At 28.5% G+C, this 26,338-nt stretch carries 33 protein-coding genes; 4 read left to right on the top strand and 29 right to left on the bottom strand.

All coding sequences use genetic code 11. The features are described 5' to 3' along the window. Window positions 1-8 precede the first annotated feature (8 nt). The 10 genes from B3Z56_RS04700 to B3Z56_RS04655 all read right to left on the bottom strand — a co-directional run bounded on the left by B3Z56_RS04700 (window position 9) and on the right by B3Z56_RS04655 (window position 7,053). Entirely contained in the window at window positions 9-839 is an 831-nt protein-coding gene (locus B3Z56_RS04700) for an alpha/beta hydrolase (protein ID WP_346878348.1), read from the bottom strand. 59 nt (window positions 840-898) lie between these two features. Beyond that, complete coding sequence (locus B3Z56_RS04695; protein WP_346878347.1) at window positions 899-1,612, bottom strand: hypothetical protein; 714 nt, start codon at window positions 1,610-1,612, stop codon at window positions 899-901. 51 nt (window positions 1,613-1,663) lie between these two features. Beyond that, window positions 1,664-2,236, bottom strand: coding sequence for a class I SAM-dependent methyltransferase (locus tag B3Z56_RS04690; RefSeq protein WP_346849304.1), 573 nt, complete (start codon window positions 2,234-2,236; stop codon window positions 1,664-1,666). Window positions 2,237-2,281: 45 nt separating this feature from the next. After that, the gene (locus B3Z56_RS04685; RefSeq protein WP_346878346.1) at window positions 2,282-3,082 is read right to left on the bottom strand and encodes an NAD-dependent epimerase/dehydratase family protein; all 801 of its coding nucleotides are present in this window, start codon (window positions 3,080-3,082) and stop codon (window positions 2,282-2,284) included. A gap of 86 nt (window positions 3,083-3,168) precedes the next feature. After that, window positions 3,169-3,651: a GNAT family N-acetyltransferase gene (locus B3Z56_RS04680; protein WP_346849306.1), complete on the bottom strand. Its 483-nt coding sequence runs from the start codon at window positions 3,649-3,651 to the stop codon at window positions 3,169-3,171. A 42-nt stretch (window positions 3,652-3,693) separates the two neighbouring features. Further along, on the bottom strand, window positions 3,694-4,311 hold the full coding sequence (locus B3Z56_RS04675) for a lactate utilization protein (protein WP_346877891.1): 618 nt from the start codon (window positions 4,309-4,311) through the stop codon (window positions 3,694-3,696). A 117-nt stretch (window positions 4,312-4,428) separates the two neighbouring features. Next, the gene (locus B3Z56_RS04670; RefSeq protein ID WP_346849308.1) at window positions 4,429-5,244 is read right to left on the bottom strand and encodes an alpha/beta hydrolase; all 816 of its coding nucleotides are present in this window, start codon (window positions 5,242-5,244) and stop codon (window positions 4,429-4,431) included. A 123-nt stretch (window positions 5,245-5,367) separates the two neighbouring features. Next, window positions 5,368-5,625, bottom strand: coding sequence for a TfoX/Sxy family protein (locus tag B3Z56_RS04665; protein WP_346849309.1), 258 nt, complete (start codon window positions 5,623-5,625; stop codon window positions 5,368-5,370). 36 nt (window positions 5,626-5,661) lie between these two features. After that, window positions 5,662-6,216 carry a GNAT family N-acetyltransferase gene (locus B3Z56_RS04660; RefSeq protein ID WP_346849310.1) on the bottom strand — a complete coding sequence of 185 codons (555 nt, stop codon included), beginning with the start codon at window positions 6,214-6,216 and terminating at the stop codon, window positions 5,662-5,664. Between the two features lie 48 nt (window positions 6,217-6,264). Further along, complete coding sequence (locus B3Z56_RS04655; RefSeq protein WP_346878345.1) at window positions 6,265-7,053, bottom strand: alpha/beta hydrolase; 789 nt, start codon at window positions 7,051-7,053, stop codon at window positions 6,265-6,267. A gap of 584 nt (window positions 7,054-7,637) precedes the next feature. Between B3Z56_RS04655 and lepB the strand changes: the two genes are divergently transcribed. Continuing rightward, window positions 7,638-8,150: a signal peptidase I gene (gene lepB / locus B3Z56_RS04650; RefSeq protein ID WP_346878344.1), complete on the top strand. Its 513-nt coding sequence runs from the start codon at window positions 7,638-7,640 to the stop codon at window positions 8,148-8,150. A gap of 98 nt (window positions 8,151-8,248) precedes the next feature. On the opposite strand, the gene B3Z56_RS04645 is transcribed toward lepB, so the two are convergent. Both B3Z56_RS04645 and B3Z56_RS04640 read right to left on the bottom strand, forming a co-directional pair. Further along, complete coding sequence (locus B3Z56_RS04645; RefSeq protein WP_346877895.1) at window positions 8,249-8,767, bottom strand: GNAT family N-acetyltransferase; 519 nt, start codon at window positions 8,765-8,767, stop codon at window positions 8,249-8,251. Window positions 8,768-8,832: 65 nt separating this feature from the next. Further along, window positions 8,833-9,726, bottom strand: coding sequence for an SPL family radical SAM protein (locus B3Z56_RS04640; RefSeq protein ID WP_346878343.1), 894 nt, complete (start codon window positions 9,724-9,726; stop codon window positions 8,833-8,835). Window positions 9,727-10,002: 276 nt separating this feature from the next. On the opposite strand from B3Z56_RS04640, the gene B3Z56_RS04635 reads away from it, so the two are divergent. Further along, the gene (locus B3Z56_RS04635) at window positions 10,003-11,250 is read left to right on the top strand and encodes an aminopeptidase P family protein (protein ID WP_346878342.1); all 1,248 of its coding nucleotides are present in this window, start codon (window positions 10,003-10,005) and stop codon (window positions 11,248-11,250) included. Between the two features lie 96 nt (window positions 11,251-11,346). Here the strand turns inward: B3Z56_RS04635 and B3Z56_RS04630 are convergent, their stop codons facing one another. From B3Z56_RS04630 to B3Z56_RS04620, 3 genes are all read right to left on the bottom strand, one after another. Continuing rightward, window positions 11,347-12,153, bottom strand: coding sequence for a hypothetical protein (locus B3Z56_RS04630; protein ID WP_346878341.1), 807 nt, complete (start codon window positions 12,151-12,153; stop codon window positions 11,347-11,349). A 169-nt stretch (window positions 12,154-12,322) separates the two neighbouring features. Next, window positions 12,323-12,811, bottom strand: coding sequence for a GNAT family N-acetyltransferase (locus B3Z56_RS04625; protein WP_346877898.1), 489 nt, complete (start codon window positions 12,809-12,811; stop codon window positions 12,323-12,325). Window positions 12,812-12,891: 80 nt separating this feature from the next. After that, a complete protein-coding gene (locus B3Z56_RS04620; RefSeq protein WP_346877899.1) occupies window positions 12,892-13,233 on the bottom strand; it encodes a hypothetical protein in 342 nt (113 codons plus the stop codon). A 339-nt stretch (window positions 13,234-13,572) separates the two neighbouring features. Here B3Z56_RS04620 and B3Z56_RS04615 point away from each other — a divergent pair, with 339 nt between their 5' ends. Then, window positions 13,573-14,571 carry a phosphotransferase enzyme family protein gene (locus B3Z56_RS04615; protein ID WP_346877900.1) on the top strand — a complete coding sequence of 333 codons (999 nt, stop codon included), beginning with the start codon at window positions 13,573-13,575 and terminating at the stop codon, window positions 14,569-14,571. 51 nt (window positions 14,572-14,622) lie between these two features. Beyond that, window positions 14,623-14,919 (top strand): hypothetical protein, encoded by a 297-nt coding sequence (locus B3Z56_RS04610; protein WP_346849004.1) that lies wholly within the window; start codon window positions 14,623-14,625, stop codon window positions 14,917-14,919. A 568-nt stretch (window positions 14,920-15,487) separates the two neighbouring features. On the opposite strand, the gene B3Z56_RS04605 is transcribed toward B3Z56_RS04610, so the two are convergent. The 14 genes from B3Z56_RS04605 to B3Z56_RS04540 all read right to left on the bottom strand — a co-directional run bounded on the left by B3Z56_RS04605 (window position 15,488) and on the right by B3Z56_RS04540 (window position 26,318). Beyond that, window positions 15,488-16,693 carry a GNAT family N-acetyltransferase gene (locus B3Z56_RS04605; protein WP_346878340.1) on the bottom strand — a complete coding sequence of 402 codons (1,206 nt, stop codon included), beginning with the start codon at window positions 16,691-16,693 and terminating at the stop codon, window positions 15,488-15,490. Further along, window positions 16,683-17,270, bottom strand: a complete 588-nt coding sequence (locus B3Z56_RS04600) for a GNAT family N-acetyltransferase (RefSeq protein WP_346878339.1) — start codon at window positions 17,268-17,270, stop codon at window positions 16,683-16,685. Before B3Z56_RS04600 ends, B3Z56_RS04605 begins: the two co-directional genes overlap by 11 nt. A gap of 14 nt (window positions 17,271-17,284) precedes the next feature. Continuing rightward, window positions 17,285-17,896 (bottom strand): class I SAM-dependent methyltransferase, encoded by a 612-nt coding sequence (locus tag B3Z56_RS04595; RefSeq protein ID WP_346878338.1) that lies wholly within the window; start codon window positions 17,894-17,896, stop codon window positions 17,285-17,287. Window positions 17,897-18,320: 424 nt separating this feature from the next. Further along, window positions 18,321-18,845 (bottom strand): GNAT family N-acetyltransferase, encoded by a 525-nt coding sequence (locus B3Z56_RS04590; protein ID WP_346849009.1) that lies wholly within the window; start codon window positions 18,843-18,845, stop codon window positions 18,321-18,323. A gap of 200 nt (window positions 18,846-19,045) precedes the next feature. After that, complete coding sequence (locus B3Z56_RS04585) at window positions 19,046-19,402, bottom strand: hypothetical protein (RefSeq protein ID WP_346878337.1); 357 nt, start codon at window positions 19,400-19,402, stop codon at window positions 19,046-19,048. Window positions 19,403-19,496: 94 nt separating this feature from the next. After that, a complete protein-coding gene (locus tag B3Z56_RS04580; protein ID WP_346849011.1) occupies window positions 19,497-20,210 on the bottom strand; it encodes a class I SAM-dependent methyltransferase in 714 nt (237 codons plus the stop codon). Between the two features lie 134 nt (window positions 20,211-20,344). Beyond that, on the bottom strand, window positions 20,345-20,569 hold the full coding sequence (locus B3Z56_RS04575; protein ID WP_346849012.1) for a hypothetical protein: 225 nt from the start codon (window positions 20,567-20,569) through the stop codon (window positions 20,345-20,347). Between the two features lie 131 nt (window positions 20,570-20,700). Continuing rightward, window positions 20,701-21,159 (bottom strand): GNAT family N-acetyltransferase, encoded by a 459-nt coding sequence (locus tag B3Z56_RS04570; protein WP_346878336.1) that lies wholly within the window; start codon window positions 21,157-21,159, stop codon window positions 20,701-20,703. Window positions 21,160-21,210: 51 nt separating this feature from the next. After that, the gene (locus B3Z56_RS04565) at window positions 21,211-21,993 is read right to left on the bottom strand and encodes a GNAT family N-acetyltransferase (protein ID WP_346849014.1); all 783 of its coding nucleotides are present in this window, start codon (window positions 21,991-21,993) and stop codon (window positions 21,211-21,213) included. A 285-nt stretch (window positions 21,994-22,278) separates the two neighbouring features. Continuing rightward, the gene (locus B3Z56_RS04560) at window positions 22,279-22,566 is read right to left on the bottom strand and encodes a metal-sensing transcriptional repressor (protein WP_346849015.1); all 288 of its coding nucleotides are present in this window, start codon (window positions 22,564-22,566) and stop codon (window positions 22,279-22,281) included. Between the two features lie 28 nt (window positions 22,567-22,594). After that, window positions 22,595-23,920 (bottom strand): MATE family efflux transporter, encoded by a 1,326-nt coding sequence (locus tag B3Z56_RS04555; RefSeq protein WP_346878335.1) that lies wholly within the window; start codon window positions 23,918-23,920, stop codon window positions 22,595-22,597. 320 nt (window positions 23,921-24,240) lie between these two features. After that, complete coding sequence (locus tag B3Z56_RS04550) at window positions 24,241-25,218, bottom strand: DUF2935 domain-containing protein (protein WP_346878334.1); 978 nt, start codon at window positions 25,216-25,218, stop codon at window positions 24,241-24,243. A gap of 108 nt (window positions 25,219-25,326) precedes the next feature. Then, entirely contained in the window at window positions 25,327-25,776 is a 450-nt protein-coding gene (locus tag B3Z56_RS04545) for a helix-turn-helix transcriptional regulator (protein ID WP_346849017.1), read from the bottom strand. A gap of 155 nt (window positions 25,777-25,931) precedes the next feature. Beyond that, window positions 25,932-26,318 carry a hypothetical protein gene (locus B3Z56_RS04540; protein WP_035131806.1) on the bottom strand — a complete coding sequence of 129 codons (387 nt, stop codon included), beginning with the start codon at window positions 26,316-26,318 and terminating at the stop codon, window positions 25,932-25,934. Between the last annotated feature and the right edge of the window lie 20 nt (window positions 26,319-26,338).

Genomic DNA, 26,338 nt, shown 5'->3' with positions numbered 1-26,338 from the left:
TACTTAAATTAGCTCTTTATAAATGCTTCAATTACTGACTTAACTTCCTCTTTATTTTCCATATATAACATGTGCTTTCCTGAAATAATTTTAATCTTCATGTTAGGAAATATAAAATTTTTATGATGATCTGGTCCTACAGCATAATCTTCATTGCCAGCTACTACAAGGACTGGAATGTTTATTTTTTTAGTAATATCAAAATAATTTTTTAAATACTCTTTATTGCTAAGTCCTTGATTTGCCATAGATGGATTAAAACTATCTATTGTATTACTTACTTCCCTTAATTTTAAAAAATTATCATATTCCTTATATTGAAGTTTATAAAAGATATCTTTTTCAATAAGTCTAGTAACTATCTGTTGCCATTTTTCCATATATGATTTAGCCTCTATGGACTTTAATTCATTTTCAGATAATAATTTTGATCCATGATATATTTGACTCTTAAAGGAATCTTCCATGCTAAGAGTAACATTTAATAAAATAAGCTTGTCTATAGCCTCTCCATACTTATGAGCATAGTTTGTTGCAATAATTCCTCCAAAGGAATGAGCCATGACTATCCACTTTGATATGCCTAATTTTTTTCTAATTTCCTCTATATCCTCTACAAGCCTATCAATAGAGTAATCAGTTTCCTCGTCTCCTTCTGATCTTGCACTTCCTCTTTGGTCAAAATATATCATATTCATAAAATCTTCTAATGCAATTCCACCTAAAACTTCAAAATCAAGACTTCCTTCCCCTGGTCCACCATGGACAAATATACACGGAATACCTTGTCCTGATTGCTTTACATACAAGTTAACCTTATCCCTCATTTCTAGATACATTTATTTCACCTCTTTAAAATATCTTCCTGTTATTTCAATAGTGTTCCCCTCTGGATCTTCTAGTATATCATCCACTTTTTAGTTCTAGGATTATAATCAAGGCATATTCCACATCCAGGTATATTTCTCTTTCTATCAAGACTTTTGTGTATATCATCAATATAACCATCTTTTTTAATGGGATATATGTTGACACCATTACTATATGCATTCTCAAAATCAAATGCTGCCCCACCCTTAAACATATCATAAAGTTTATCTAATATCTCTGATGTTACTGGCTCAATACTTCTTTTTCTTCCCTTTAACTCACTAAGAATTTTGTGATGAATAACCTCTTTATAAACTTTTATATCATTCATATAAACCTTTACTATATAATCATCATCATGACAAAGATAAGCATATCTATTTTGTAAACTATCGAAAGTAAACTTCCTTAAAGGTTCAACTCGATGTGCTAAATACAATAACTCTGCCAGTTCCTCATTACTAACTTTCTCAAGATCATCTTCACATTGAAAATCTACCCAACAAAAATCCCCATAACTATATACATCTTCTTCTATAAAACTTTCCATGTTATTCTGCAAAATATATTCAAACCCTAACTTATGACTCCAATTGCCCTCATCTGGAAATCCCTTTAAAACTAGAATGTTATTAGGTGTTTCTTTAATTCCACTCATAAAGTCCTTAAAGGTCATTCCTGATGTAAACACAGAATTACTTTCTTCATCTATTTTTATATAACAAAACCATGTATTCTTCATTTTATTACGCCTATCCTCTCTAATATGTTCTCTCTATTCATCCATTATATATTAATATTTTATCTTTTTAAAAATATACGTAACAATAAAGCCCCTATCATCTTGACTTTCACTATATTTAATTAACTTAAATGACTTATTTAAATCTTCAAAATCAGTTTGCTGAATCAAGTCATCTTTTCTAATTTTAGTATCTACTTTATGCTTCCATCCAAAACCACATACAAATAAAATGCCATCATCAGCTATACATTCTCTCACATATTCAAGCTGGTTCTTGCTTAATCTATAATGGTTAACTAGAACATTATCAAATGTTCCAATATTTTTTAAAGCATTTATTACACTTAAATCAATTTGCTTTGTATGAACCAAATAATTATTTCTTTTTGCAAATCTATTCAACCTTTCAAGTGCTTTATTGCTAAAATCAATTCCTGTTACTTGAAATCCTTCTCCAAGAAAAAATAAAGTATTTCTACCATCTCCACATGCTATATCAAGAACAGATCCTTTTTTAAAGTATGCTATATTTTCAATTATTGATTTTTCAGCACTCAACGGCTTGTCACTTCTATTTTTAAACTTATCATCCCAATATTCCTTATTTCCCATGTACTCCATACTATGCCCCCTAATTTAACCAAGGTATATTGATATATCCTCTAATTAATCTTGAATCTCCCTTATAAATGTTTTAATAATATTTTTTCTTTTATATCCACTTATATTATGATAAATATCTTCTCGCTTATAATCAGGTTCTATAAAACTGCTATCAATATTCATCAATTTTGCTAAATGTATGTTAAAATCATAATGACTTACTGGTTTTTCGCATGCTATATTTATTGTTCCTTTAAAATGGCTATATATAAGTTCAATTATAGCCTCTGCTAGATCTTCTACATTAATAAAACTTGCATAGAAATTTGCGGTTCTTGAATAACTTCTACCCGTTTTTGAAACTTCCAATAAAGACTTCATTCTAGTATCCATTCTTCCATCATAGTCATAACCATATATACTCCCTGGTCTTACAATTACATGATTAGAATGCCTTTTAACTATACTTTCGCCTTCAATTTTACCGTTAATATACTTTGAAAAATATTCATTAGGCATACGTTTATGAGTAATTACATCTTCAGTTTGATTCTTTCCTTTTCCAAAGGTAGTAGAAATATAAATTAAACGTACATCTTTAGAGATATTAGTAACTATCTCATTTATACCTATTTTAGATAAGGACATCTCTTTTTCCACATCAATAATACTCCAAATAATTATATCAGGTTTAAATGAAAGCAACTTCTCTATATCTAATTTATTCAATACATTGATTTGTAAAAGTTCATGATTCCCTAATCTATAACAAGTTCCATAAATATCATCATTATTACATTTCTTAAGTTTCTTATATATTGTATTTCCTAAATATCCACTTGCCCCTATAATTAATATTTTCATAGTTGTATTCCCTTCTAAAAAATATAGTAAATACTTTCTTATTCTAATATTGTAAAAAGTTTTATACTATTCCATTTTTTCTTTTTTTATAATCTTTTTAAGTATAATCCAAATGGAATCTCGTAGTAGGTCGGGTTATTATTGTTATCAATATAATGATAATCGTAGTTTTGAAACTTTACCAATTCAATAAATCCCCAAGATTTATACATAGCTGTTAATCTTTCTAAATCATTGTTATCAGCTGCAATTGTTACTTCTTTAAATCCTTTTTCTTCAACTCTTTGAAGAACCCTTTCCATGAGCTTCTTCCCAAGTCCTAACCCCCTAAAGCCTTTTTCTATTCTGAAAGCACAAAGATAAGCTCTGTCTTTACCATTAGCTTCATTCTTATCTTCCGAATTCCAAAATATATAAAGCTCTCCTATTAACGAGCTATCTTTCTCATTTTCAATTGTCCAAAACTCTATATTATCTTTTTCAATTTCTTTAATGAAATATTCTTTAGTGGGAGATTCATTTTTCCATAAAGCCTTTAATTCATTCAAATTACCCGTCCTAATTATCATATTTATCTCTACCTTTCATGTAACTATTGAGTTAAATACATATTAAAAACCACATTCCTCATTAACTATAAATAATTTCATCCTATTTTTATCCGCTTGTCCCTCAATTATGGAAAGCACATTACAAACCCTTTCCTTTGATTTACAATCTACACATCTATTTATTTCTACACAGGGTGGATTATAACCTGCTCTTTTTGCATTTAAAGGACATGCTATGTTCTTAACTCTTTTCATTCCCTCTTCAACATTGTCTACAATTTTATTTTTACCTACAACTACAATTACTTTATCTGGTCCAAAAGTAATTGCTGCTACCCTATTTCCACTATGATCCACATTGATAATTCTCCCATCAGTGGTCACAGCATTAGAACCAGTAATATACCAATCAGTTATAAGAGCTTTCTTTTTCAGCATTTTAGTTTCATCCTTAGTTTTTCCAAGTTCTTTATCATAAACTATATTTCCTCTGTCCATCAGTGATTCTACTATATTCATTTTCTGAAGGGTAGCTGAATGACCAATTCCAATGATACATTCTTCATGTATAATTTTTAATATATGATTCTTAACTTCAGTTAAATCTTCAAAACATTCAACCTCTATATTTCTCATCCTAAAGTTTTCTTTTAACTTATTTATAGTATTTATATCCATGATTATACCTCCATAATAATTTCATATAGAAAATACCGTATATACATAAATGAATAGTACGGTATTCTATAGATAAACATTTTAATTTCTTATTAAATACTCCTATGTTATAAGCTTCTATTCTTCAACAAATCTCATTAATTCTTCATTAAATTTTTCTTTCTGATCGTAAAATACTCCATGACCACTATATTTGAATGGTACAAGTTTTGAATTTCTAATACACTGATTTTGAATTTCAGCTAACTCAAATAGAACCACTTTATCATGAATGCCATGAAGAATTAATGTTGGAACTCTTATAGTCTCTAAATCAGAAAATAATTTTTCCTCACCTAGCCACGTGTTTGCAATAGATGCTGTGGCCCATCCAGCTGCCTGTAGTCCGAGATTAAAAAACCACTGAGAAAATGGTTCAGATATATATTTAAAGAAAAATATATCTCCGAAATCTCTCAGCATTTTAGGCCTATCATTATATGTCCCATCAATAATTTTAACAACTTCTTCTCTATCCAATCCATATGGAAAGTTTTTACGCTTAATAAGACTAGGTGCTGCTGCAGATATAAGAACTAGCTTAGATACTCCATATCCTTTATGACGAGCCATATATCTAATAGCTATAGCTCCACCTGTTGAATGCCCTGCTAGTGTGAAATCTCTAAGACTTAGTGCATCTACTACACATCTAACATCATCAGATAAACGATCATAATCATATCCATCATAAGGTTTATCAGAATCTCCAAAACCTCTGGTGTCTATTCCGATACATCTATACCCATACTTTGGAAATTGGTCAAACTGATATTCAAACAGATTATGGTTACCAGGCCAACCATGTAAAAATAGAATTGTTTTTTTTCCTTCTGGATTAAGATCCTCTACATAAATTTTCACATTTGGTTCAACTTTAATATAATATCCCACTCATTACCTCCATCAATGAAATAACTATATTGATAGATTATTCACTCAGAAGTTTTATGTGAGTATTTTCATGATGATTGTCCAATATATTGTTTGGTGATATTATAGGAATATTAGATTTACTTAGCTTTTTACTGTATTATAGAATTCTTTTAGATCTCGCTTTACTTCCTCTGAAAGAGAATGCCATCTGATTTCTTGTATTGCTCCCTCTAATGCACATAACCTATTGATACAAGCAGAATCGTCTATGGCTTTAATATCTAACCATGCTTGTTTACTCCCGACTGTTTTTAATTGTTCAACAGTTTTTATGCCGACTTCATTAAGTTGTTCTTCTAGTTTCTTACCTATATTAGGTAATTCAGATAATTTACTCATAGTTTCCTCCTATTTAAAGTTATTTAAATTTTAAACTTATACTTTTGTCCTTATAAAATAATCATCATATAGCATCATTTTTCTATTTAATGGTACATAATATTTTTTCTTTAATGACTCAATACGCTCAGTTGCATTTGGAATTGCTTTTGTAAGAATTCCCTCAACATTAAAGAGTTCAAAAAAATTCTTATTTACAATTTCTAAAATATCATCTATATATTTTTGTTTTTCATATTTACTATGCAAATCTATTCTCAATAATCCATAATGGTTAAACTCATCTTCTGCTTCTCTTTTAAACATTTCAATAGTTCCAATTCTTTCATTTGTATCATTCAAAATTATCGTCCATCTCACAAAGTATTTATTCTCATAGGAAAAAGTCCAAAATTTAATTGCCTCCTCCATTCTTTCAACTGTTGTATAATAGAAATCATCACCATTACAGTTATCAGAATTAAACAATTTCACAGCCTCTTTATCTGAATAACACTTTAGCAATTCCTCTGCATCTTTAATTGTTGTCTGTTTTAATGCAGTCAAATGATTTTTTAATATAGGGCACTGCTCATAAACATTCCTTATCATTTTAATCTTCTCCTTAAGTTAGTGCTTTTGCCTTAACTTTATCCTCATCTATCTTGATTCTAACTCTCTGAAGATTATTTCATAGAATTTATCTTTACTATAAACTTCATTCCAAGGGTTATGTCCACATTTCTTTAATAATATGAATTTAAAATCCTTTATGGTTCTTGTCAGTGGCTTTTCAACACCTTCAAAAGAATGAGAATCATATTCACCATGTATAGCAATTACAGGACATTTTATATTCTTTCCAAAATCCAAAAGCTCTCCATTGCTTCTTAATTTATTAATTTCTTCCATACAACTTTGAAAAACTTCTGGTTGGAAATCTAGAGATTCATTTTCAATAGAAATTGGACTAAAATAATCCGCCTTTGCCATTAATTCTCCAAATTCACGCAATACTTCTTTTTTGTTTGGATTATTATGTTCATTTAATAATTGAAATAATGTACCAACTCTTAAGTTTTCTTCTTCTGTAAGTCTGTTAGCTCTTTTACTATTCATTGATGAAAGATAAATATCTTCATAGGATCCACTTCCTATAAGTATAACCTTACTTACTAACTCTGGATATTTCCATGCAAAAATATAACTTAACCATGCTCCCCATGAATGACCAATTAGTGTTACTGGAAATTGTCCATTATTTTCAAGCAATTCTTTAAGTTCAGAAACTTGTCCATCAATAGAATTTGCTGATTGCATAGGTTCAAGAACTCCATATTTCATTGACAATTCTTTTGCTACTGGAGCCATTCCCCCTGGAGCACCAGGTCCTCCGTGAATAACTGCTATATTATATGGTTGGCTTCCATACCTTCGTATCTTAATCATATAATTACTCCCTTTTATAAATATATTAGACAATTTTTATATTATCTCTAATATTTTTTGAATTTTAATCCTTATCATTGTTAATCTTTACAATTATTTATTTTCTTTATTATACAAAACCTTAAAGTTTATTACAAATTTTTTCTATTTATGTATATTCATAATAATTATCTATTCTTATCAGTAAGTATTTTTCTTAATCTATTTCCCTAAATATAAAAAAATATTTTAAATCAATATATATTCCAATATGGTAAATAATAGTATAATAGACTTAACCCTCATTAAATCTTAGGCTGAATAAATGTGTTATTAAATGTTATGAAAGATGTGGATTCAAGGCTATAAAAATCCTTAAAAAAAGAGAATTTCATGAAGGTCAGTATAGAGATAATTTGATAATGCATCTGGTCAGGTTTTAATATATATCTACTATTTAATAAAAATATTATATAGAAGGATGTGCTTGTTTTGAAAAGATATTCTTTCCTAGACTTAGGTAAATGTTTATTAGTTGCTATTCCTACGGCCTATTTATTAGGAGTAGTAATTATGTTTATAATTCAATGTTGGAGGTTTTTCATATGAAGGAGTGGTTACAACGAAAGTCTATATCTAAACCAGAATTCCTATTAATAGTTATTTTATTATCTATTGCTTTTATCCTACAAGGCGGACTTTTAGTTTTTAAAATAGGTATATACTATTCAACTGTTTCTGGGAAATCTATGGAAAAAACTTTATCAGATGATTCCAAACTACTTCTTATTAAATCTGATTTGAAAAAAATTAAGCGTGGAGATTTAGTTTCTATTAAAGCTGATAATGAAGGTAGTTATAACTTACTTAAGCGTGTTATAGCACTCCCTAATGAAAATATAAAAATCAAGGAAAACAAAGTATATATTGATAGGCAGCTTCTAGATGAACCTTATGCCTATTATAGTCAATCCAGCAAAGATGATTTAAACCTTACGATTCCACCTGATGGATACTTTGTCATGGGGGATAATAGATTAGATAGCGTAGATTCTCGTGACTTTGGACCAATATCAAAAACTTTAATAAATTCTGTAGCATTAAAATTTAGAAAATAACTCAAAGAATAATCATTATACATTAAAAATAGGAATAGATATGTTGCTAGTAATATACCTACTCCTATTTACTATTATATCCGATTTAACTTTATCTCTTAATTTTCTTTTAAAAATCTAGCTAGTAACAATGTGTTTTTGTATTCACCTTTGATTTTTATGTTTTTATTTTTTCTTCCCTCTTCAATAAATCCGAACTTTTTATAAAGTGCTATAGCAGGTGTATTTTCTTCAAAAACCTCTAATTCAATTTTCTCAACTTGATTTTCTTTGCACCACTTTATAACCTCTTCCATTAACAAAGTTCCTATTTTTAACCCACTGTATTCCCTTAAAATTGTTATACCAAAATCTGCAACATGACTTGTCCTTTTAGTTCTACCCCTTTGTAATGTGGTAGAACCTACTATTTTCTCATTTATCTCTGCTACTAAAAATAAAGATGTATTTTTAATATATTCTGCCTCGTCTTCAGCTGTTAAGTCAAATTCGTCTGGGTCTTTAGGAAAGAAACTTACCTCGCCCATTACTTGTTTCACTAACATTACAATTTCATTAGAATCTTCAACTGTTGCTTTTCTAATTATAAGTTCATTGTGATTTTTTATCTTCATCATAATTATAATACCTTTCTACACTTTAAATATTTTCCAATTTGCCATTTGTATTATATTTTCCAATTTCAATCAAAAATTGATAATTGAGTATGGCATTCTTGATTTAACTTTTCTTTCATTGGTTTGGAATAACTACTTGATAAACCATATTTTTCTCTCAAAGCATTTACTGTTTTATATAAATTATTTTTATATTCCTTATTTGCTCCACCAGTTTTATATAATAATAGTAGGTCATCATATATCTTTGGAAATTCTTTCTTTATGAAATCTAAAAATACTTTTCTTGTACTACCTCTTAAATAAAGAGTTCCTGGTAGAACGTAATCCACATCACATTCTTTAGCATGTAAATATAGAGAATTTATATTTTCAAAAGTATCTGTTATATATGGAATAATAGGCATAAAATGAAGTCCAGTAGATGCATTAGTTTTACTAAATTCCTTTAACATTGCAAATCGTTTTAAAGATTCTACTCCATTTGGTTCAATTAATTTTCGTATATTTTCATCCATAGATGTAATTGTAGCTGCTATATTTACATAGGTAACCCTAGAAAGATCATCTATTAAATCATAATCTCTTAAAATTAAATCTGATTTAGTTGAAATAATGCATGGTGTTTTATACTTTATCATAAGTCTTAATATATCCGGCATTAGTTTATACTGTTCTTCTACTGGTTGATAGCTATCTGTTACCCCTCCAATATTAACAACTTCCCTTTTCCACGAAGGACTACTCAGTTGTTTTTCCAATTGTTCAACCACATTAGTTTTTACATATATGTCTTCAAAATATTTATCTGAATCTAAATATTGATGTGAATACATAGCATAACAATATTTACAACCATGTTCACAACCTCGATATATGTTTAAATCCCAGGCAAAGGGTATTTTTCTTTTTAATTTATTACACGCTACATCACAAGTAATTTCTCTAATCTTTGCCATTTATTCACCTCCAATATAACAATTATAAGGAATATAAAAACTAATTATTTCATTTTTTACTTATGGGTAATATTTTACCATACATATGTATATTAAAGATATCTTTAAGAAAAAAAATTATTTTTATCCATGAATAAGTTTCTATATTTTCACTTATGTAATCATTTACTATAAACTGAAATTAGGTTAATATTATTATATAAACATCTTTTATAAAAAATTTAATGTGCCTTGAACTTAACTATTATCTATTACTTAATGAAGGGGTTGTTTGAAATGAATAAAGATTTTTTCAAGAAGAATAGGCTAAAGTTATCAATGGAATTAGCTAATGGATCCATATTAATAATGTTTGCTGGAAAAGCACCGAAGAAATCAAATGACTATAATTATAAGTTCACACCAAATAGAAATTTCTATTACCTGTGTGGAGTTGATGAAGAGCATATAAATCTTGTAGTTATTAAAGATAGAAATGGGAATATAGAAGAAAGACTTTATATCAGAAAATTTGATGAAAAAAGAACTAAGTGGGTAGGTAAGAGTATTAATGTTGAGGATGCTAAAAAAATATCTGGAATAAATGATATTAGATTTATAGATGACTTTAAAACAGATTTAAATAGTTTAATATCAACTAAAAATTTAGTCCATATATATTTAGATTTAGAAAAAGATGCCTATGAAGATGATTTAACTACTAATGGTTGCTTTGCCAAAGATTTAAAGGAAAGATACTCTCAGGTATTTATACACAACGTATATCCTAAGTTATCCATTCTAAGAATGTGCAAAGAAAAAGAGGAAATTAAAGAAATTAAATCTGCTATAGAGAAAACTAAATTAGGAATAGAAGCGATGATGAAAAATGCTAAACCTAATATTATGGAATATCAACTTGAGTCCTATTTCGATTTTTCATTAAAAAACAATGGTGTGAAAGATTTTGCCTTTCCAAGTATAATTGCCAGTGGGAAAAATGGAACAATTCTCCATTATGAAGATAATAATTGCGAAATTAATGATAACTCTTTGGTTTTATGTGATGTAGGTGCAGCATGGAATTATTATCATGGAGATATAACTAGAACCTTTCCTGTTAACGGTAAGTTTACCGAAAGACAAAAACAAATATACAATATAGTATTAAATGCTGAACTTGAAACTATAAAAGCTCTTAAACCAGGTCATACTTTTCAGTCAATAAATGAGGTTACAAAAAAAGCTTTAACAGAGGGATTAATTGACCTTGGTATAATAAAGGATGAAAATGAATTGTCTAATTATTACTATCATCAGGTAAGTCATCATTTAGGACTAGATACCCATGATGTAGAAGATTATGATGCGCCTTTTGAAGAAGGCATGGTAATTACAGTAGAACCTGGCCTATATTTATCCCAAGAAGGCATAGGAATAAGAATTGAGGATGATGTAGTTATAACTAAAAATGGATGTAAAGTCTTGTCTGATGAGATTATAAAAACTGTCGAAGAAATTGAAGAATTTATGAAGAAATGTTAAAAACAAAGAATTTTTTAATCCTTTAAAATATGAAGGAGAGTAAGTAAGTTTGTGTAAACACAAATTTACTTCTCTCCTTTTTTAATATATAAACTTTTATTTAATAAGTGCATATCCAAAGAGAGAATTGAAGGTTTCATTTGCTATTTTTGTAAAGTTCTCAGGTGTAGAATATTTATTTTCTAGATTAAGATTTTCCCATGTAGCAGTCCAGATTAGATATTTATCTAGGGGTAACATGCCCTTTACCTTTAGATGACAACCATCACGAACTAATAATCCATCTTTAGCTATTTTTTCAATATCAAAATATAACCTTGCACCTGTTTTATATTTCATTTTCTCATCCATAATAATTTTATTATTTTCCTTGGATAATACAACGACTTCACTTGAAACATTCCCATTAGAAAACATAATATAATCACTATAGTCCTTTGGATCACCAAGAAGCTCACCTATAGGCTTGTCCTTGTAGTTGCTACCTTCTTTTTTTAGTATATTCCACGACTTTAAACATCCATCGCTTTTAATTTTTTCCCAATTCTCCATTGTGGTACTATGAATAAGAACCCTAGGTTCATTTCCCCTTAAAAAAGCTTCATTATAATGATGATTCTCATATTCTTCCTTTGCTTTAATTAAGTCTTCCTCATCTACCGACAAAATCATATTCTTACAATAGCTATTTTCATATTCTATAAAATCCATAAGATTAAATTCCCACTGCTTACACTTTTTACTTACCTTTAAAGTATATACAGATGAATTGCCTCTTCCATTGGTTATTTCATAATTCTTAGAATTAGTTAAGCAAAATACAATCCAATCATCAGTATATCTTTCATCTGTAAATGGATTTATATGCTTCGGTTCAAATCCAGGTTCTGTAATGTATATCAAAAGCCTTCCTCCGTTCTTTAGATAATTGTTACCACTATTAAAACTAAATTATAATTATTCTGTTTTTAATATTTCTATTATAGCATATTTTCTAAATATTCATTATTATTTTTTATTTAATTTAATTATTAATATCTATGGCTTTAATATACTTAACATTATTCCTTTATTAAATTATATTCTCAACTTCAATAAATCCAAATTTTTTATATAGATCATAAGCAGGTTTATTGTCTATATGTACATCTATAATAATATCTTCTATATTCTTTTTATGCATATCATTTACACAGGTAGCTAATAGTGTAGAAGCAACTCCTTTATTTCTATGATCTGGTGCAACATGCAGTGAATAAATATGCATCTCATTCACACTTCCAGGTAAAGCTATTAAAATACCTATTACATCATCCTTACATTGTGCAGTTATAATATATCGTTTCGAAAAATCTCCCAAAATATTATTCCTAAGATTTTCAATAAACTTATCTGGTTTTTTACCAGAAAGGTCAGTGTCTAAGGTTCCCTCTATAAACATTGATAGATAAGTATTTAATTTACTTTCTAACTCTGCTCCTTCTAAAACTAGGTCACTGATTTTAAATTGAAATGGTCTTTCTATTTGGTTAATTAACCTCTTTCTAAGTTGTATGCTCATTTACTTATCCTCCTTTATAAATAATTAGTACAAGATATCAAACTCAAAAATTTTATAACCTACATACAAATATATTTCACTTAAAAATACATAAATTTTATAGTAATAATAAGCGCTGGTAGGGTTAAAACTACAATACCAACATTTATAATTAGGGCAGCGATTGTTAAAAATAAATCCACTTTAGGAACACATATATTACTAATCTCTCTTTCTCTTAGTGATTTTGAACTTAAAATGCTATATATCATTCCAATAATACTAATTACTAAAATTAATGATATGGTGATTAGTAAAAGTAACTCATTATCTTTAGGTAGATAAAATATATCCATGATCATAAATATAAAATATATAACTGCACTAATCCCAATAGATATAAAGGAATATAAATTAAGTTTCGTATGTGATTTTATTTTCATTTTAACTCCCCCAATGCTACACAATATTTAATAAGCACAACCTTGTTTTACCATATTATAACATATGTTCAAATTAAAAGCTAATTATCTCCATGAATATCATTTTTTATTAGCATAATGGAGTTATAATACCACATGAAATTATATTAAATTTTCCTCTTAAAATATACACCATTTAAGTTAATTATAGTAAAATATTCTTATACTATTGTACAACTATATATTTTTTGATTACCAGATATGTATACATTGACGTATTATGACCTCAAATCATGCTATATAAATTGGTCTAAAATTTAAACTCAGAATTATATTTATTTTAATAAGGAAGTGGAAGAATTGGATAGAGAAATTGAGAAATTATTTAATAATCAAATTTTAGGAGAAGCGGCAAGAAAGTTTAATATAGATATGTCTACACTAAATTTAATTGGAGGTTTTCAAAACTATGTTTATGAATATAAAAAGCAGGAGAAATCTTATATTTTAAGATTTACTCATAGCTCACATAGAAGCGATAACCTTATAAAAGGTGAACTTGACTGGGTTTTATATTTAATTAATAGTGGAGTGTCAGCTTCAAAGCCCATCTACTCTATCTCTGGTAATTTATCAGAAAAAATCCATATAGGAGGATCGTACTTTACAGCTACTTCTTTTGAAAAAGCTACTGGAAGAAAGATTGGATATCCTGAATGCATTAGTAATAAAGATTTATTTGAGAAATGTGGTAGATTAACAGGGAAAATGCATTTTTTATCTAAGAAGTACATACCTTCATCAAAAGAAATTAAGAGACCTGATTGGTCACATAATTACTATCTGCAAAACATAAAGAAATATATTTCTGCTGATCAGTTCAAGATTTTTGAAAGTTATGATGATATAGTGAATAGAATAAATAAGCTCTGTAAGGATTCTGATTCCTTTGGAATTATTCACGGAGATATTAATGTTGGAAATTTTTTCCTAGATAATAAAGATATTAATATATTTGATTTTGATGAGTGTCAATATAGTTGGTTTATTGAAGATATAGCTATTCAATTGTTTTATATTACTTATGTATTCTTAGATGATAGCATGGATGAAAGACAAGCTCAAAGTTGTATTTTTATGAAAAGCTTTATGGATGGTTACCTTAAAGAAAATCATATAGATGAATATTGGCTAAAACAAATACCTCTATTTCTTCAACTAAGAGAACTTATCGTCTATATAGGTATATGTCGTAGCACTGGTTTTTCTAACATGAGTCAATGGATGAAAAACTATATTTCTCAGAGCAAATCTAGAATCGAACAAGGAATTTCTATAGTAAGTGAGAACTATGTATAAACTACATAATTCTTTTATATACTTAAATATTTATTTTAGGAGGATAACATTTTGGATCTTTTGGGGGCATTTTCATATGCATGTTTAGCATTTCTTATTTTCAACTTATTATATATGATACTTATGAAATATAGAGGTAAAGCCATTAATTCCTTTATTATTATAGTAAATTCTCTATTCTTAGTACTTATATCAAATTTAAGTATATGGCAAGGAGGAATATATGTTGATGAATATAACCTAAGTGGTAGCAGTATAGATTTCTACATTAACCTTGTAAATATATCTATTTTTATTATCATAGCTTCTATAGCATCTTCCAATAAAAATGGACGTAAAAATCATTAGAAGGAGTTCTAATAGTATTGAACACTTAAATGATTATATTTTTATGAAAGTATGAGGGGCCTTCGCAAAATAAGCTAATCTAAGTAAATGTTGAGCTTGTACTTATATTATTGCTGTTCAGCCGTTTCGAAGCATTGATTTACTAAAAGGATTTATTCAAGTTAAAATCTACAACACAACAACTCGTATTCACTCAAACAAGTTGCGTTGCTTTACGATTTTACCATTCATAAATCCTAAGTAATAAATGTTCTAGGAGGTTCTTCTAATAAATTAGAAGAACTGAGTTCGAATAACTAAATCAAAGATTTAGATTCTTACTTATGCAAATGGCGTTCGTTAACAATAATATTAAAGTACATGCTCAACAGTTTATATAAGATTAGTGATATATTTTGCGAAAGCATCTTCCTAACCTTCTACTCTCCTATTTCCTCCAAGTGCCCTGTATCATTAATGCATTTCACAGCTATCGTATTGCTTATCTCATCACATTTAACAATACTTATACTACAATTATCAAATTCCATGTTATATCTTTTAAAAATCATTATTACAAACTACACCATTAAAAATAATATGGATTATAAAGAAACTTTCTAGGAAACCAATGGTCTAATATTATTTTAAACTTTGAATCTGATAGTATAATCCATTCCTTAAATTCAAGCTCTTCTACAGAGTATGCACCATACAATAGTGCGGTAAGCCCTTTTATGTCCATCTTTACATCTGGTTTTTTACTCTCATATTTGCTCATTTTTAGTTTCTTATTCACAGCTTCTAACTTATAAATACCATTATTCCACTGACAATGTTCATCATATAATTCTAAAATAATATTACCTTCTAAAGCTACATTAATATCATTCATTGCTTCTACTGCATCAATAATTCTTACCATCCATGGATTATTGTTAATCTTTACTTCAAAAGGCCTCATTGGATCATTCAACCATGTCCAAAAATTAGTACCATATGGAACTCTTAATTCTATATGTGAAAATTGGTCTTTGTGCTTTGCAAAATATCTGAATAACATCACTCTGCTTTCTATGTCTTTCCAATACATTTCTGCCACAAAAATTTTTCCATTTTCTCCTGATCCTATTTTAATATACTTTGCTGCTGCCATAGTTTTATTATTTTTCTTTATAAATACTACAATTACACCACCATGATCTTCTATCCAATACTCCTTGGACATATTATTGAGAAAAACAAGTCCATGATGCTCCAACAAATCAAGTTCAAATTTAAATGCTTCAAATTCCTCTTGCACCTCAATAGCTCTTACTCTTTTCTCTTCCCATTCACCATTTATTTTTGATACATCTTTTAAATAATGAAAAAATCCATCTAAAGAAATTTTAACTAGCAAATTGTCATTTGTACCCACATACCCAAAAGAATTATAAAAACTTTCTTTAAAAGGATGTAATAAACTAATAGATTGATTTTTTTCTTTCATATCTATAAATGCTAATTTTATCAAGTCCTTTACATATCCCTGCAAACGATATTCAGGAAAAGTAGCCACATGGGAAACCCCTCCCATCTTCTTAATTACACCTCTCACTGACTGATTAAATGTATAGTTCCTTATCATAGCTACTAGTTTCTCTTCATCAAACATTCCTAATATTTCATCAGGAGTATAAAATGATAATTCATCCTTTGCTGGTTTAGTATCAGTCCACTGACGGCCTGTACAATATACGTGTAGCTCCCTTACTTGCTCAATATTCTCAGCTTTAATTTTTTTAATTTCCATAGGCATATTCTCCTATATATTTCTTTAGAGATTGCTCCATTCTGCTTTTCATTGATAATATGTCTATTAAGAATACATCCACCAAAAGTTTACCCTCCATCTGATATTCTTGTTTGGCAACTTGTCCACAAAATTTGTGATAAAACTGATTTGATGCTGCATAATGATGGTTATAGATAACAATCTTTTCCATACCCATAGACATGTAGAAACTCAATGTATAAATAATCATCATGAGAGAAATCCCCCTATTTCGCTGGTCAGGATATACCCAAATCCCATTTAACTCTATACCTTTTTCAGGTATATCAAAGGTTTCCGCAAAACTGCTAAAGGCTACTCCAAGCATCTTGTCATTTTCAAATGCTCCAATTAACAAGCGAACATCATTATTTTCTTTCCCTGTATGCATCCACTCTACCCAGAAGTCTAATTCTTGAGAAACTGAAAGGATGTTTTCAGCCTTACCTGCCAACTCTTCCGTCCAGCACAAAATCTTTAATTCTAAGGCCTGCTGCATGTCAGATTCCTTTAATTGTCTAATTTCAATCATTGATTCATCCCCCCAATTATACAACTAATCTTATTCAATTACTTTTTCACTAGTATATATTCAAGATAAACTGATGTATTTTCTCTATCATCGATATTTCTTTTTACTGATTTCTTTTCCTTATATATAACTTCAAATTTTGTAAGGGCTTGCTCAATTTCGTTATCCTTATAATGACAATAGATCACTTCATCATTATTTTCAATTTGTAAAAACTCCCCTTCACCAATTTCTTTTCCTATGCCATAAGTATCACACTCTTCACCTAAAAAATTCACATAGCATAGTCCTCCAGGTTTTAACACTCTATAAAATTCTGATAAAGCAAGTGAGAAATCTTCTTTTTTCATATGAACAGATGTATTATAAGAATACAAAAAACTAAAAAACTCATTTTCAAAAGGTATTTTTCTCATATCACCAAATATGATATTTAAATCTTTATCTTGTTCTATACAAAATGCCCTTGCTTTTTCTAGTTGATCTTCAGATATTTCAATTCCATAGGTTTCATATCCAAATTCATAAAACAAAGAAAGAGGTGGATTAGAACCACCAGCACCACAGTCTAATATAATTTTCTCAGAGGAATTGTTATTACAATATTTTAAGAAATTATATAACGGAATAGCATTTATAAGGTTATGCATATTTTATTACCACTCCTTATATTTAAAATTTATACTATTTGTTTACTAATAAAAATAATCTATTATACTGTTCATGTTGATTATAGTAAATATCCTTTTTAAGATATATATGAAAATATTTTTCCAATATACTACACCATTTTTCTGTTTCTAAATTCCACAAGTAATAAATCATTGTCTAAGTGTGTAATTCCCCACTTCCACATCCATATAATCTACAATGCTATTTGTTCCACTACTTAACCACTTTAAAGCTTCATTTAAATCTTCTTGTCCCAAATCTGCATTTTCATATTTATTTGGTATTACTGCTTAAAATATATTGTCCCAAAATATTTTTGTGCTATTATAATTCTCCATTGATATTTCTCCCTTCCTTCAATAGAGTTCTTCACTAGTGGACTTAGCTTACTACACGTTATGATTATAATCTTAGATTAGTCATTTCATATGATGGATGATACAGTCCTGTTGGTTCATAGAAATTATCTCCTATATAATGAAAATCTAAGCATACTAAAAGTTTTTTAGATCCAACATTATGTGGGTGATGTCCTGCAAAAAGCTTGTCTGCATTTAATTTAGAAAAACAATAATTGATTACTGCTTTTGCTGCTTCATGGGCATAACCTTGACCCCAGTATCTTTTACGAAGATGAAAACCAATTTCATATGAGTGTTGTTTAGATTTAAATGGGCGTGCACCACAGCAGCCAATCAGTTCTCCTGTTGTTATTTCAAATATAGGCCAATATTGAACATGAAAACCCTTGCCATTACAAATTTCAATATTTAAACGATTGTGAATATCATTTTCTGTAAATTCCCCTGTAGCACAAATAAATTTAGTAACATCCTTTTCTCCCCAAAGCTGATGTGCTAGTGTAAAGTCGCAATCTGACCAATTTGAGAAACCTATACGCTCTGTTTTCATAAAGTAATCTCTCAAACCTTTCACCTCCTATTATGTGGATAATATTTCTATGGCATTATGATACTTCCTATTAATAGGTTAGCTTATTTATTCTATTTTCATCTCAAATAATGCAAATGCTCCACCATTATCTAATAAGAATTTATCAACTATCTCAAATCCTAGACTCTTATAAAGATTACATAATTTCTTATTAGTCCATCCTGTATCTAATCTTAAGTATTTAATATTTCTTTTTTACATTCTTCTATTGCAAATTTAACCATTTTGCCTGGTAGACCCAATCCTGCATACTCTCTTCTCACGCACAGTTTATGTATATATCCAGCTTCATTTTCCTTTGAATTTGGCCAAAAGAAAGTATCACTCCATTGCAATATCATACAACATGCATTAGCTCCTGAAACTTTTCCCACACAAAAATCTTCTTCCATAACATTTACCATTAATTTTTCTTTTGTAAGGTGTTCATCCTTCCATACATTTAATCCAACAGAGCGTCCCCAATAAGCGACTTCTTTCATAATATTAATTACATTATCAACTTCTCCGGTAGATACGATAAAATTCATATTTCTCCCCCTCAAATTTGTAATCTGACACACCATAAATTGTCATCAACTTAATTTAAAATTTTCACTATATAAATATAAAGATATTTACATTTTATTTTTTCTTCAATAATGTTGTCCACATAAAAGATTTTCCAAATATATTGTCATTTTCGATCTCTTTCATCTCTCTAAATTCAAGTATATTGAAGTGTAGTTTTAAAATTGTTTTTAGCTTATACTCAGAAAATCCAAGTCCACCATGCATTGAATAATCTCTATACACATCATAATCAGATATATTTGCACCTCCGTTTAAATTAAAACAGTTCATGGAAAAATATCCATCTGGCTTTAAAAGTTTTAAAACAGCACTTAGGTATTGATTTCTCCTATGAGGTTTTATATGATGAAAACATCCTGAATCATAGATAAAATCAAAACTCTCTGGTTCACATTTAAAGTCAAATATTGATTGGCATAAAAAATTCACTTCTATAGATTGTTCTTTCGCCAATTGTTTTCCCCATTCAATAGATGTTTTTGAAAAATCAATTCCATAAACTTCAAACCCTTTGTGTGCAAGATATAATGAATTTCTACCATTTCCACATCCTATATCAAGTGCTTTTCCTTGTTTTAATAAATCTAACTCAAAATATGAAGCAAGGTTTTCATCAGGAATATTTTTAAAGAATGGAATTGCTTTTTCCTTATCAGAATAAAAATTGCTCCACCACTCATTATCCCGTTTCTCTACTAAATTATCTAACATATCAAGTATGTCATTTTCACTTTTAATAATCTCTGAATTGATTTTTTCTATCACACATATTCCCCCCTATACATTTATAACGGATATCAATCATTAATTTTCAAAGAAAAATATATCTCCCATTATCATCTCTCAATTGTAATTTTATCCCAATGCTCCAAGGATTTAGATATAGTTAAATGTATATATCATCTATTTGGATTTTCATTAGGAAAACAACAAATTACTGTATCGAGATACTCAATACCACAAAAATATTCACATATTGAAGTATTTTTCACTGCACATTTATGTGTATTAGAACCTTCTTTTTCATTCCAAGGACAACGACTTTGCTTCCAATCAACCTTGTCATTACTTGTTAAATCTATGTCCATATTTGCACCTAAAAGTTTTTTTATTTTTTCTTTCATAATCTTTACTCCTATTTGCCTAAATCAAAACTTAGTTAATATCTTCAAAGCTTCATTGACCATTATTAAAATATTATTAGTAATGTTTTAGAAGTTCATATTAAATCATCTTTGATATACAACTTTATAGTTTAACAAATTAACTTTTCATAAAAGAACAGAAATCCATCTTCTGATTGTCCAGTTTTTTTATAACCAGCTTTTTCATATAAATATTGATTTCTTACACTATAATAAGGAGTTCCCAATATCCATCTTTTTATCTGCGGATGCATTTCTTCCATTAGACTCATAGTCTTAAATCCAAAACCTTTATTATGATATTTCGGATGAATACATAGATCTTCCAATTCATAAAACTCTTGTTCTACTCCGTGTAGCCAAAAGAATCCAATTATATCATTATCAAGGATAATCTTATAGCATAAATAGTTTTTAATAAGTCTTCGTGTTTCTTCTTCTGAATCATATCCTGGAGGACCACCATCCCTTCCTGGTCCAAATCTACTTGTTTCATCATTATATGCAAATTTCTTAATTTCAGTTATAACTTTAGAATCTGTTAATTCTGCCTTTACAATGTTAATCATATTCATATTTCCTCCCCAACTATCTACTTTAATTCATGTTATAATCTATAACTATCTTATAAATAATATAGATGTCTTAATACCGCATATTGAGAATCCACATTTTTTATACATATCCTTTGCTGTATCGAAATTGTCTGTTATTAAGTATGCTATATCAGCTCCTGCATTAAGAGATTCTTCTAGCAATTTATGCAACATAGAAGTGCCATATCCTTGTTTTTGAAATTCCTCAATAATATCAAAATCCTCAATCTTTGCAATGCCATCTTTTATGAAAAGCTCACACTTACCTATAGGTTCCTTTCCCTTGTAGCAAACATAAAGGTTCAAATCAGGATTTTCCTTATATACCTCCATCTTTCTTTTGCTTCTTTTTATAGCAAACTCTTCTCCCATAGCTGCCTTATTGGCCTGTACATCAGCTTTGTATCCAGCATCAAGTATTTCAAGAGTATCTGCTTTTAAAGCTATGCAATCATCTTTTACTTTTAATTTCTTAAAATCTTTTGGCTCTATAGCCATAAAACAGTATTCTGTAATCTCAGGCTCTTGAATCAAGTTTTTTAACTCATCCCATTTCACACTATAATCCATCATGATATGTAAATGTTCATTATTTGACTTTTGCATTTCACCAAGCTTATTTTCAATAAAGCTTCTTAGTTCCCCCATCTCCATTGACTCTTTAAGAAAAGTGAAATTATGCATGTACATATCAAGTAGTTTTTTGTCTGTGAAAATGATTGATTTCTTCAGTTCAGCATAATCTGAAAAACATTTTATATATTTCAATTCAGTTTCCAAAATTTTTTCATATAATTCTGCCTTCATAATATAAATCTCCTTAACATATCTATTTTTGAATAATTACTATATATTTAAATTAATTACAAATAATTCTTTAAGAAAATTATAACATATAATTTTAATGAAAGTCCCAAAATATATCACATTCTTCTAATTTCTACTATTCTGTTTCCAACATCAACTATTTACATTTCAATGTTTGAATTGTAATATAGCTTGGTTATTAAATGAAAAAATATCACACATTCCTTTTAGAACATGTGATATTTAAACTAATTATAATTAGTATTATTAAAAATATTTTAGGATTTACTTAATAAATTTACCTATTGCATCATTTAAATCTGTGAGAACTTTTTTATCTCCTGTTTCTACAGCATCAACAACACAATTTTCAATATGATCTTGTAAAATTATTTTACCAATATTATTAATTGCAGATTTTACTGCTGAGACCTGTACTAATACTTCACTGCAATCTCGCCCATCCTCAACCATCTTTTTCACTGCCTCTAAATGTCCTATAGCTCTTGATAATCTATTTATTACAGCTTTAGTATTTTTATGTGTATGGTTATGTCCATTTTCATCACTCATAAATTTATCTCCTTTTGTTTTATTTTAATTATATGTTAATTTTCTGCCATTTTCCATTTAAGAAACGTTTTAGCAAAATAATACCTCTAATTGTAATATCTAAAGCATACCCAAGCCATACTCCCAATAATCCCAGCCCAAATGTTACTCCTAGTAAATATCCAACTATTACTCTCCCACACCAAATTCCTATTAGTGTTGCATACATTGGAAATTTTGTATCTCCAGCACCTTGCAACGCGCTGGTAAATACTTGGGTAATTGCTGCAAATGGCTGAAATAACGCAATCAACCTTAATACTCTTATAACCATTTCTTGTATTTCTTTTGCATCTGTAAAAATCATTGCAAATTGTGGGGCAAATATAAAAAATATAATTCCAATACAAATCATAAAAATAGTTGCAATGAAATCCGATAAAAAAACAATATTTTTAGCTTTATTAGTATTATCTTCACCAAGACTTATACCAACAAGAGTAGCTGTAGCAACCCCCAAACCCATTGCAGGTATATAGGAATAGCTTTCAATATTGCCTGCTATATTATGGGCTACATATGCTGATATACCAATAGAAATAATCATGCTATTGTATACTAATTGACCTAATCTCATAACTAATTTTTCAATTCCAGCTGGTATTCCAATTCTCATTATGGATTTTATTATATCTTTTTTAATCTTTATATTTGTCAAATCAAGCTTGATAACACTACCATTTACTAGTTTTAATAAAAGAATTAAAACATTTACTATACGTGAGATAGTTGTAGCTAAACCTAACCCTAGAATTCCTAATCCTAATCTCATAAAAATATAATTTAAAATTATGTTTAATATATTAGCAACACCCGTTGCTATCATTGGTGTACTAGTATCTTTAGTTGCTCTTAAACAACTTGATAGAATAAGTGATAAGCAAAGAAATACTGATGGTACTGCAACAACCATATAATATGGTACTGTATAACTTAATATTTCATTTGAAGCACCTGAAATCATTAATATCGGTTTATAAAATATTAAATTGACTGCTCCAACCAATATTCCTATTATGATACCTAATATATTGGATTGTTTTATGGTCGCATTGGCTTCCTCAAAATCACATCTCCCAACATTTCTTGAAATAATTGCGTTAGTTCCTATACTTATAGCAGTATAAAAAGCAATGAACACATTAACAATTAAATTAGTTACACTAATTGCTGCAATTGCACTATCATTAATCTGTCCTGCAAAGTAGGTATCTACCGTTCCCAGTAGTGTTTGAAGAATATTTTCTACTATTACAGGAATTGATAATAAAAATATAGTAATAATATTATCTTTATTTTTCTTTACCCAATTCATTCTATCCCTCCTTATATCATCCCCCCATAGGGGATAATATAAGGGTATCATTTATTAAAATACACTTCAAGGATCTTTGTAAAATTATCCATTTAACTTCTATAATACCAAACTTAAAATATTTTCTTTGACTTTATTAACGCATATGATAAATTAATCGCCTATATTCAATACCATTTTGCATGGTTATTATATGTAAATTATACCATATAAATTATAGGTAGCTTATTTATAAATTAATTATTGAAAAATAAAAATACCGTAAAATTCATCACTAAATTTCACAGTATTTTAGAAACCCATTTATTCTTATATCAATTTTATATATATGAAGAATATGTTTTTGTTTTGTAATTATTTAGCAATCTTAGATAATGATTTGCTTCTCTTAGAACATGATCTCCTAAGAGTGGTAAAATTATGGACTTAATCTTACAATTTAATAATCCTTCTGTTCCTTTCATCTTGAAATCTCTAATATCTTTAGTGGCCTCTCTACTCTCCTCAGTTACAGTGGATATATGTGCTAATGAAATTGTATTATCGTGCATAGTAAGTGCTTCTTCTGTCAATCTATCAAATTGCTTACCAAGCTTGTTAGCAACATTAAATAATTCCTCTTCTGTTGGATCTAAAAAGCCTCTAATAAATTTAGAATGCTCAGCCATAATTCTGTTCCAGAAAGCTTCCTGATCAACCATTTCCTTATTAATGTCCATCTCAACTCTTTCCTGTAACCTTCCTAACATTCTAAGATAGAACATTGCTTCTCTTAAAATATGATCCACTAAAAGTGGATAAGAACCTGTAAACATCTTGCACTTTAATACATTTACTTTTATTTTATTTTTTAACTTAGCTGTTTCATTTACTACAGGAATAATCTCTTTATTTAAATAAAATACTTCTTCTGATAAACCATCTAGAGTTTTACTATTTTGATAATCTCCTAAAGATAATTCCATTTCAGTTGTATTTGTATTGATATTAATTCCAGTGTAAAATTCTGTAGCTCTTTCTGCTTCTAGTGTATAGTTTGTAATTATTTCTCCTGTATTACCAATGTTTGGATCGATAATTCCACTAGATAATTTTATAGTCTTTCTAAGCAATCCATCTAGTTGTTCCTTTAACATATCTGCGTAATGAAGGTAATTTTGAGATCTAGGCATTAACGATGCACCAACAAAAACTAGATGCTCCTTCATTATTCTTAAAAAGAATAGATTTAATTCTAGCGATTGTTTAATAAACTTCTCCTTAGATAACATATTTTCTCCCTTTAAATAATACTTCATTAACAATATATGCTTATACCTATATACTGACATTGCAATTTAATTAATTTTTATTACAAAATATACTAATACACCTTGTTAATATTAAATTTACCACAAATTACGTTCTTACTGGTTGTTTTTCTTTTTTGCCATTTTATACTTTTGGTAAAGAATATCTTTTAAAACTAAAACAGTATTTACGTCATCAAACCCAAACTCAATTTTAAAAGCATCATATAACTCAGATATTTTCTCACTATAAGTATATATTCCTTTTATCCCTTGATATGAAGCCAAAATTGGATACTTTTTACTCCACGCACCTGTCCAGTCAATTTCATCAACTATCATTTCAATGCCAGTAACATCACCACTAATATGGCTTCCACTAATAAGATAATCATAACTTACATTATAAAGTTGACTTAGTAATTTTGCTTTAATAAGTTCAGGAACCGTTTGGTCGGTCTCCCATTTACTTACCGTTTGTCGAGATACACCTAATTTCTCTGCAACATCCTCCTGAGATAAACCTTTCTTTTTACGTAAATATAATAATTTTTCGCCTAATGACATAACTATCACCAGCCTTTCCTAAAATCCAAGTTAACTTGTAGCTATAGTATACTAAACACTAAACACCTTTTCTATCAAGTTAAAATGGAAATTTGTCAACTAAACTTAACATTCTAACTCTCTCGTATTTCCTTATCAACCCTAAAATATTTAATTTAATCGTAATTATTTATCATGCTCTCTTCATTAATGGCAGTATCTCCACTTACCTTTTCATCAGATTCCCCTTTAGACTTCATTAATTCATTAATGTATAAAGAATCTGCTATTGTTAAGCATTTCACTCTTGCCAATAATTCCTTTGATGCAGATTTTGCTGGAATACTCTTTATACACTTAGGTGGATTTTTACCATCACTAACATAAACTTTTATAATACCACCTTCAAGTATGTACTCTATTTTCCTTTTACCTGATGTTTTTATTTCAGTATTACTAGCTTTTGATTCTTCCAATAATTTCAAAAATTCTCCTTTTGAATTTTGCTTTTTATTTCTATCTTCATAATTTTTTATATAATAATTATTTAAAGTAACTTTCATTATGAATACTCTCCTTAAAT

This window comes from Clostridium sp. UBA7791 (assembly GCF_002480755.1).
Lineage (GTDB): Bacteria > Bacillota > Clostridia > Clostridiales > Clostridiaceae > Clostridium_J > Clostridium_J sulfidigenes.
The sequence above is the reverse complement of the archived record's forward strand: the minus strand, read 5'-3'. Positions and strand labels throughout refer to the sequence as shown.

Excerpts from the sequence above, each read along its gene's own strand:
- B3Z56_RS04660 (WP_346849310.1), bottom strand. The coding sequence starts at position 6,216 with ATGATAAGGAATGTTTATGAGCAGTGCCCTATATTAAAAAATCATTTG.
- B3Z56_RS04685 (WP_346878346.1), bottom strand. The coding sequence starts at position 3,082 with ATGAAAATATTAATTATAGGGGCAAGTGGATATTTAGGAAATACAATA.
- B3Z56_RS04620 (WP_346877899.1), bottom strand. The coding sequence starts at position 13,233 with ATGAAAATAAAATCACATACGAAACTTAATTTATATTCCTTTATATCT.
- B3Z56_RS04625 (WP_346877898.1), bottom strand. The coding sequence starts at position 12,811 with ATGAGCATACAACTTAGAAAGAGGTTAATTAACCAAATAGAAAGACCA.
- B3Z56_RS04585 (WP_346878337.1), bottom strand. The coding sequence starts at position 19,402 with ATGAATTTTATCGTATCTACCGGAGAAGTTGATAATGTAATTAATATT.
- B3Z56_RS04565 (WP_346849014.1), bottom strand. The coding sequence starts at position 21,993 with ATGAAGGCAGAATTATATGAAAAAATTTTGGAAACTGAATTGAAATAT.
- B3Z56_RS04540 (WP_035131806.1), bottom strand. The coding sequence starts at position 26,318 with ATGAAAGTTACTTTAAATAATTATTATATAAAAAATTATGAAGATAGA.
- B3Z56_RS04575 (WP_346849012.1), bottom strand. The coding sequence starts at position 20,569 with ATGAAAGAAAAAATAAAAAAACTTTTAGGTGCAAATATGGACATAGAT.
- B3Z56_RS04700 (WP_346878348.1), bottom strand. The coding sequence starts at position 839 with ATGTATCTAGAAATGAGGGATAAGGTTAACTTGTATGTAAAGCAATCA.
- B3Z56_RS04675 (WP_346877891.1), bottom strand. The coding sequence starts at position 4,311 with ATGGATATAAATACTATAAATAAGTTAAAAGAAAACTTTAGGATGAGA.
- B3Z56_RS04550 (WP_346878334.1), bottom strand. The coding sequence starts at position 25,218 with ATGAAGTATTATTTAAAGGGAGAAAATATGTTATCTAAGGAGAAGTTT.
- B3Z56_RS04680 (WP_346849306.1), bottom strand. The coding sequence starts at position 3,651 with ATGATAATTAGGACGGGTAATTTGAATGAATTAAAGGCTTTATGGAAA.
- B3Z56_RS04645 (WP_346877895.1), bottom strand. The coding sequence starts at position 8,767 with ATGATGAAGATAAAAAATCACAATGAACTTATAATTAGAAAAGCAACA.
- B3Z56_RS04555 (WP_346878335.1), bottom strand. The coding sequence starts at position 23,920 with ATGAATTGGGTAAAGAAAAATAAAGATAATATTATTACTATATTTTTA.
- B3Z56_RS04605 (WP_346878340.1), bottom strand. The coding sequence starts at position 16,693 with ATGGAAATTAAAAAAATTAAAGCTGAGAATATTGAGCAAGTAAGGGAG.
- B3Z56_RS04595 (WP_346878338.1), bottom strand. The coding sequence starts at position 17,896 with ATGCATAACCTTATAAATGCTATTCCGTTATATAATTTCTTAAAATAT.
- B3Z56_RS04560 (WP_346849015.1), bottom strand. The coding sequence starts at position 22,566 with ATGAGTGATGAAAATGGACATAACCATACACATAAAAATACTAAAGCT.
- B3Z56_RS04690 (WP_346849304.1), bottom strand. The coding sequence starts at position 2,236 with ATGGAGTACATGGGAAATAAGGAATATTGGGATGATAAGTTTAAAAAT.
- B3Z56_RS04695 (WP_346878347.1), bottom strand. The coding sequence starts at position 1,612 with ATGAAGAATACATGGTTTTGTTATATAAAAATAGATGAAGAAAGTAAT.
- B3Z56_RS04640 (WP_346878343.1), bottom strand. The coding sequence starts at position 9,726 with ATGGCAAAGATTAGAGAAATTACTTGTGATGTAGCGTGTAATAAATTA.
- B3Z56_RS04635 (WP_346878342.1), top strand. The coding sequence starts at position 10,003 with ATGAATAAAGATTTTTTCAAGAAGAATAGGCTAAAGTTATCAATGGAA.
- B3Z56_RS04655 (WP_346878345.1), bottom strand. The coding sequence starts at position 7,053 with ATGATTAAGATACGAAGGTATGGAAGCCAACCATATAATATAGCAGTT.
- lepB (WP_346878344.1), top strand. The coding sequence starts at position 7,638 with ATGAAGGAGTGGTTACAACGAAAGTCTATATCTAAACCAGAATTCCTA.
- B3Z56_RS04570 (WP_346878336.1), bottom strand. The coding sequence starts at position 21,159 with ATGATTAACATTGTAAAGGCAGAATTAACAGATTCTAAAGTTATAACT.
- B3Z56_RS04545 (WP_346849017.1), bottom strand. The coding sequence starts at position 25,776 with ATGTCATTAGGCGAAAAATTATTATATTTACGTAAAAAGAAAGGTTTA.
- B3Z56_RS04665 (WP_346849309.1), bottom strand. The coding sequence starts at position 5,625 with ATGAGTAAATTATCTGAATTACCTAATATAGGTAAGAAACTAGAAGAA.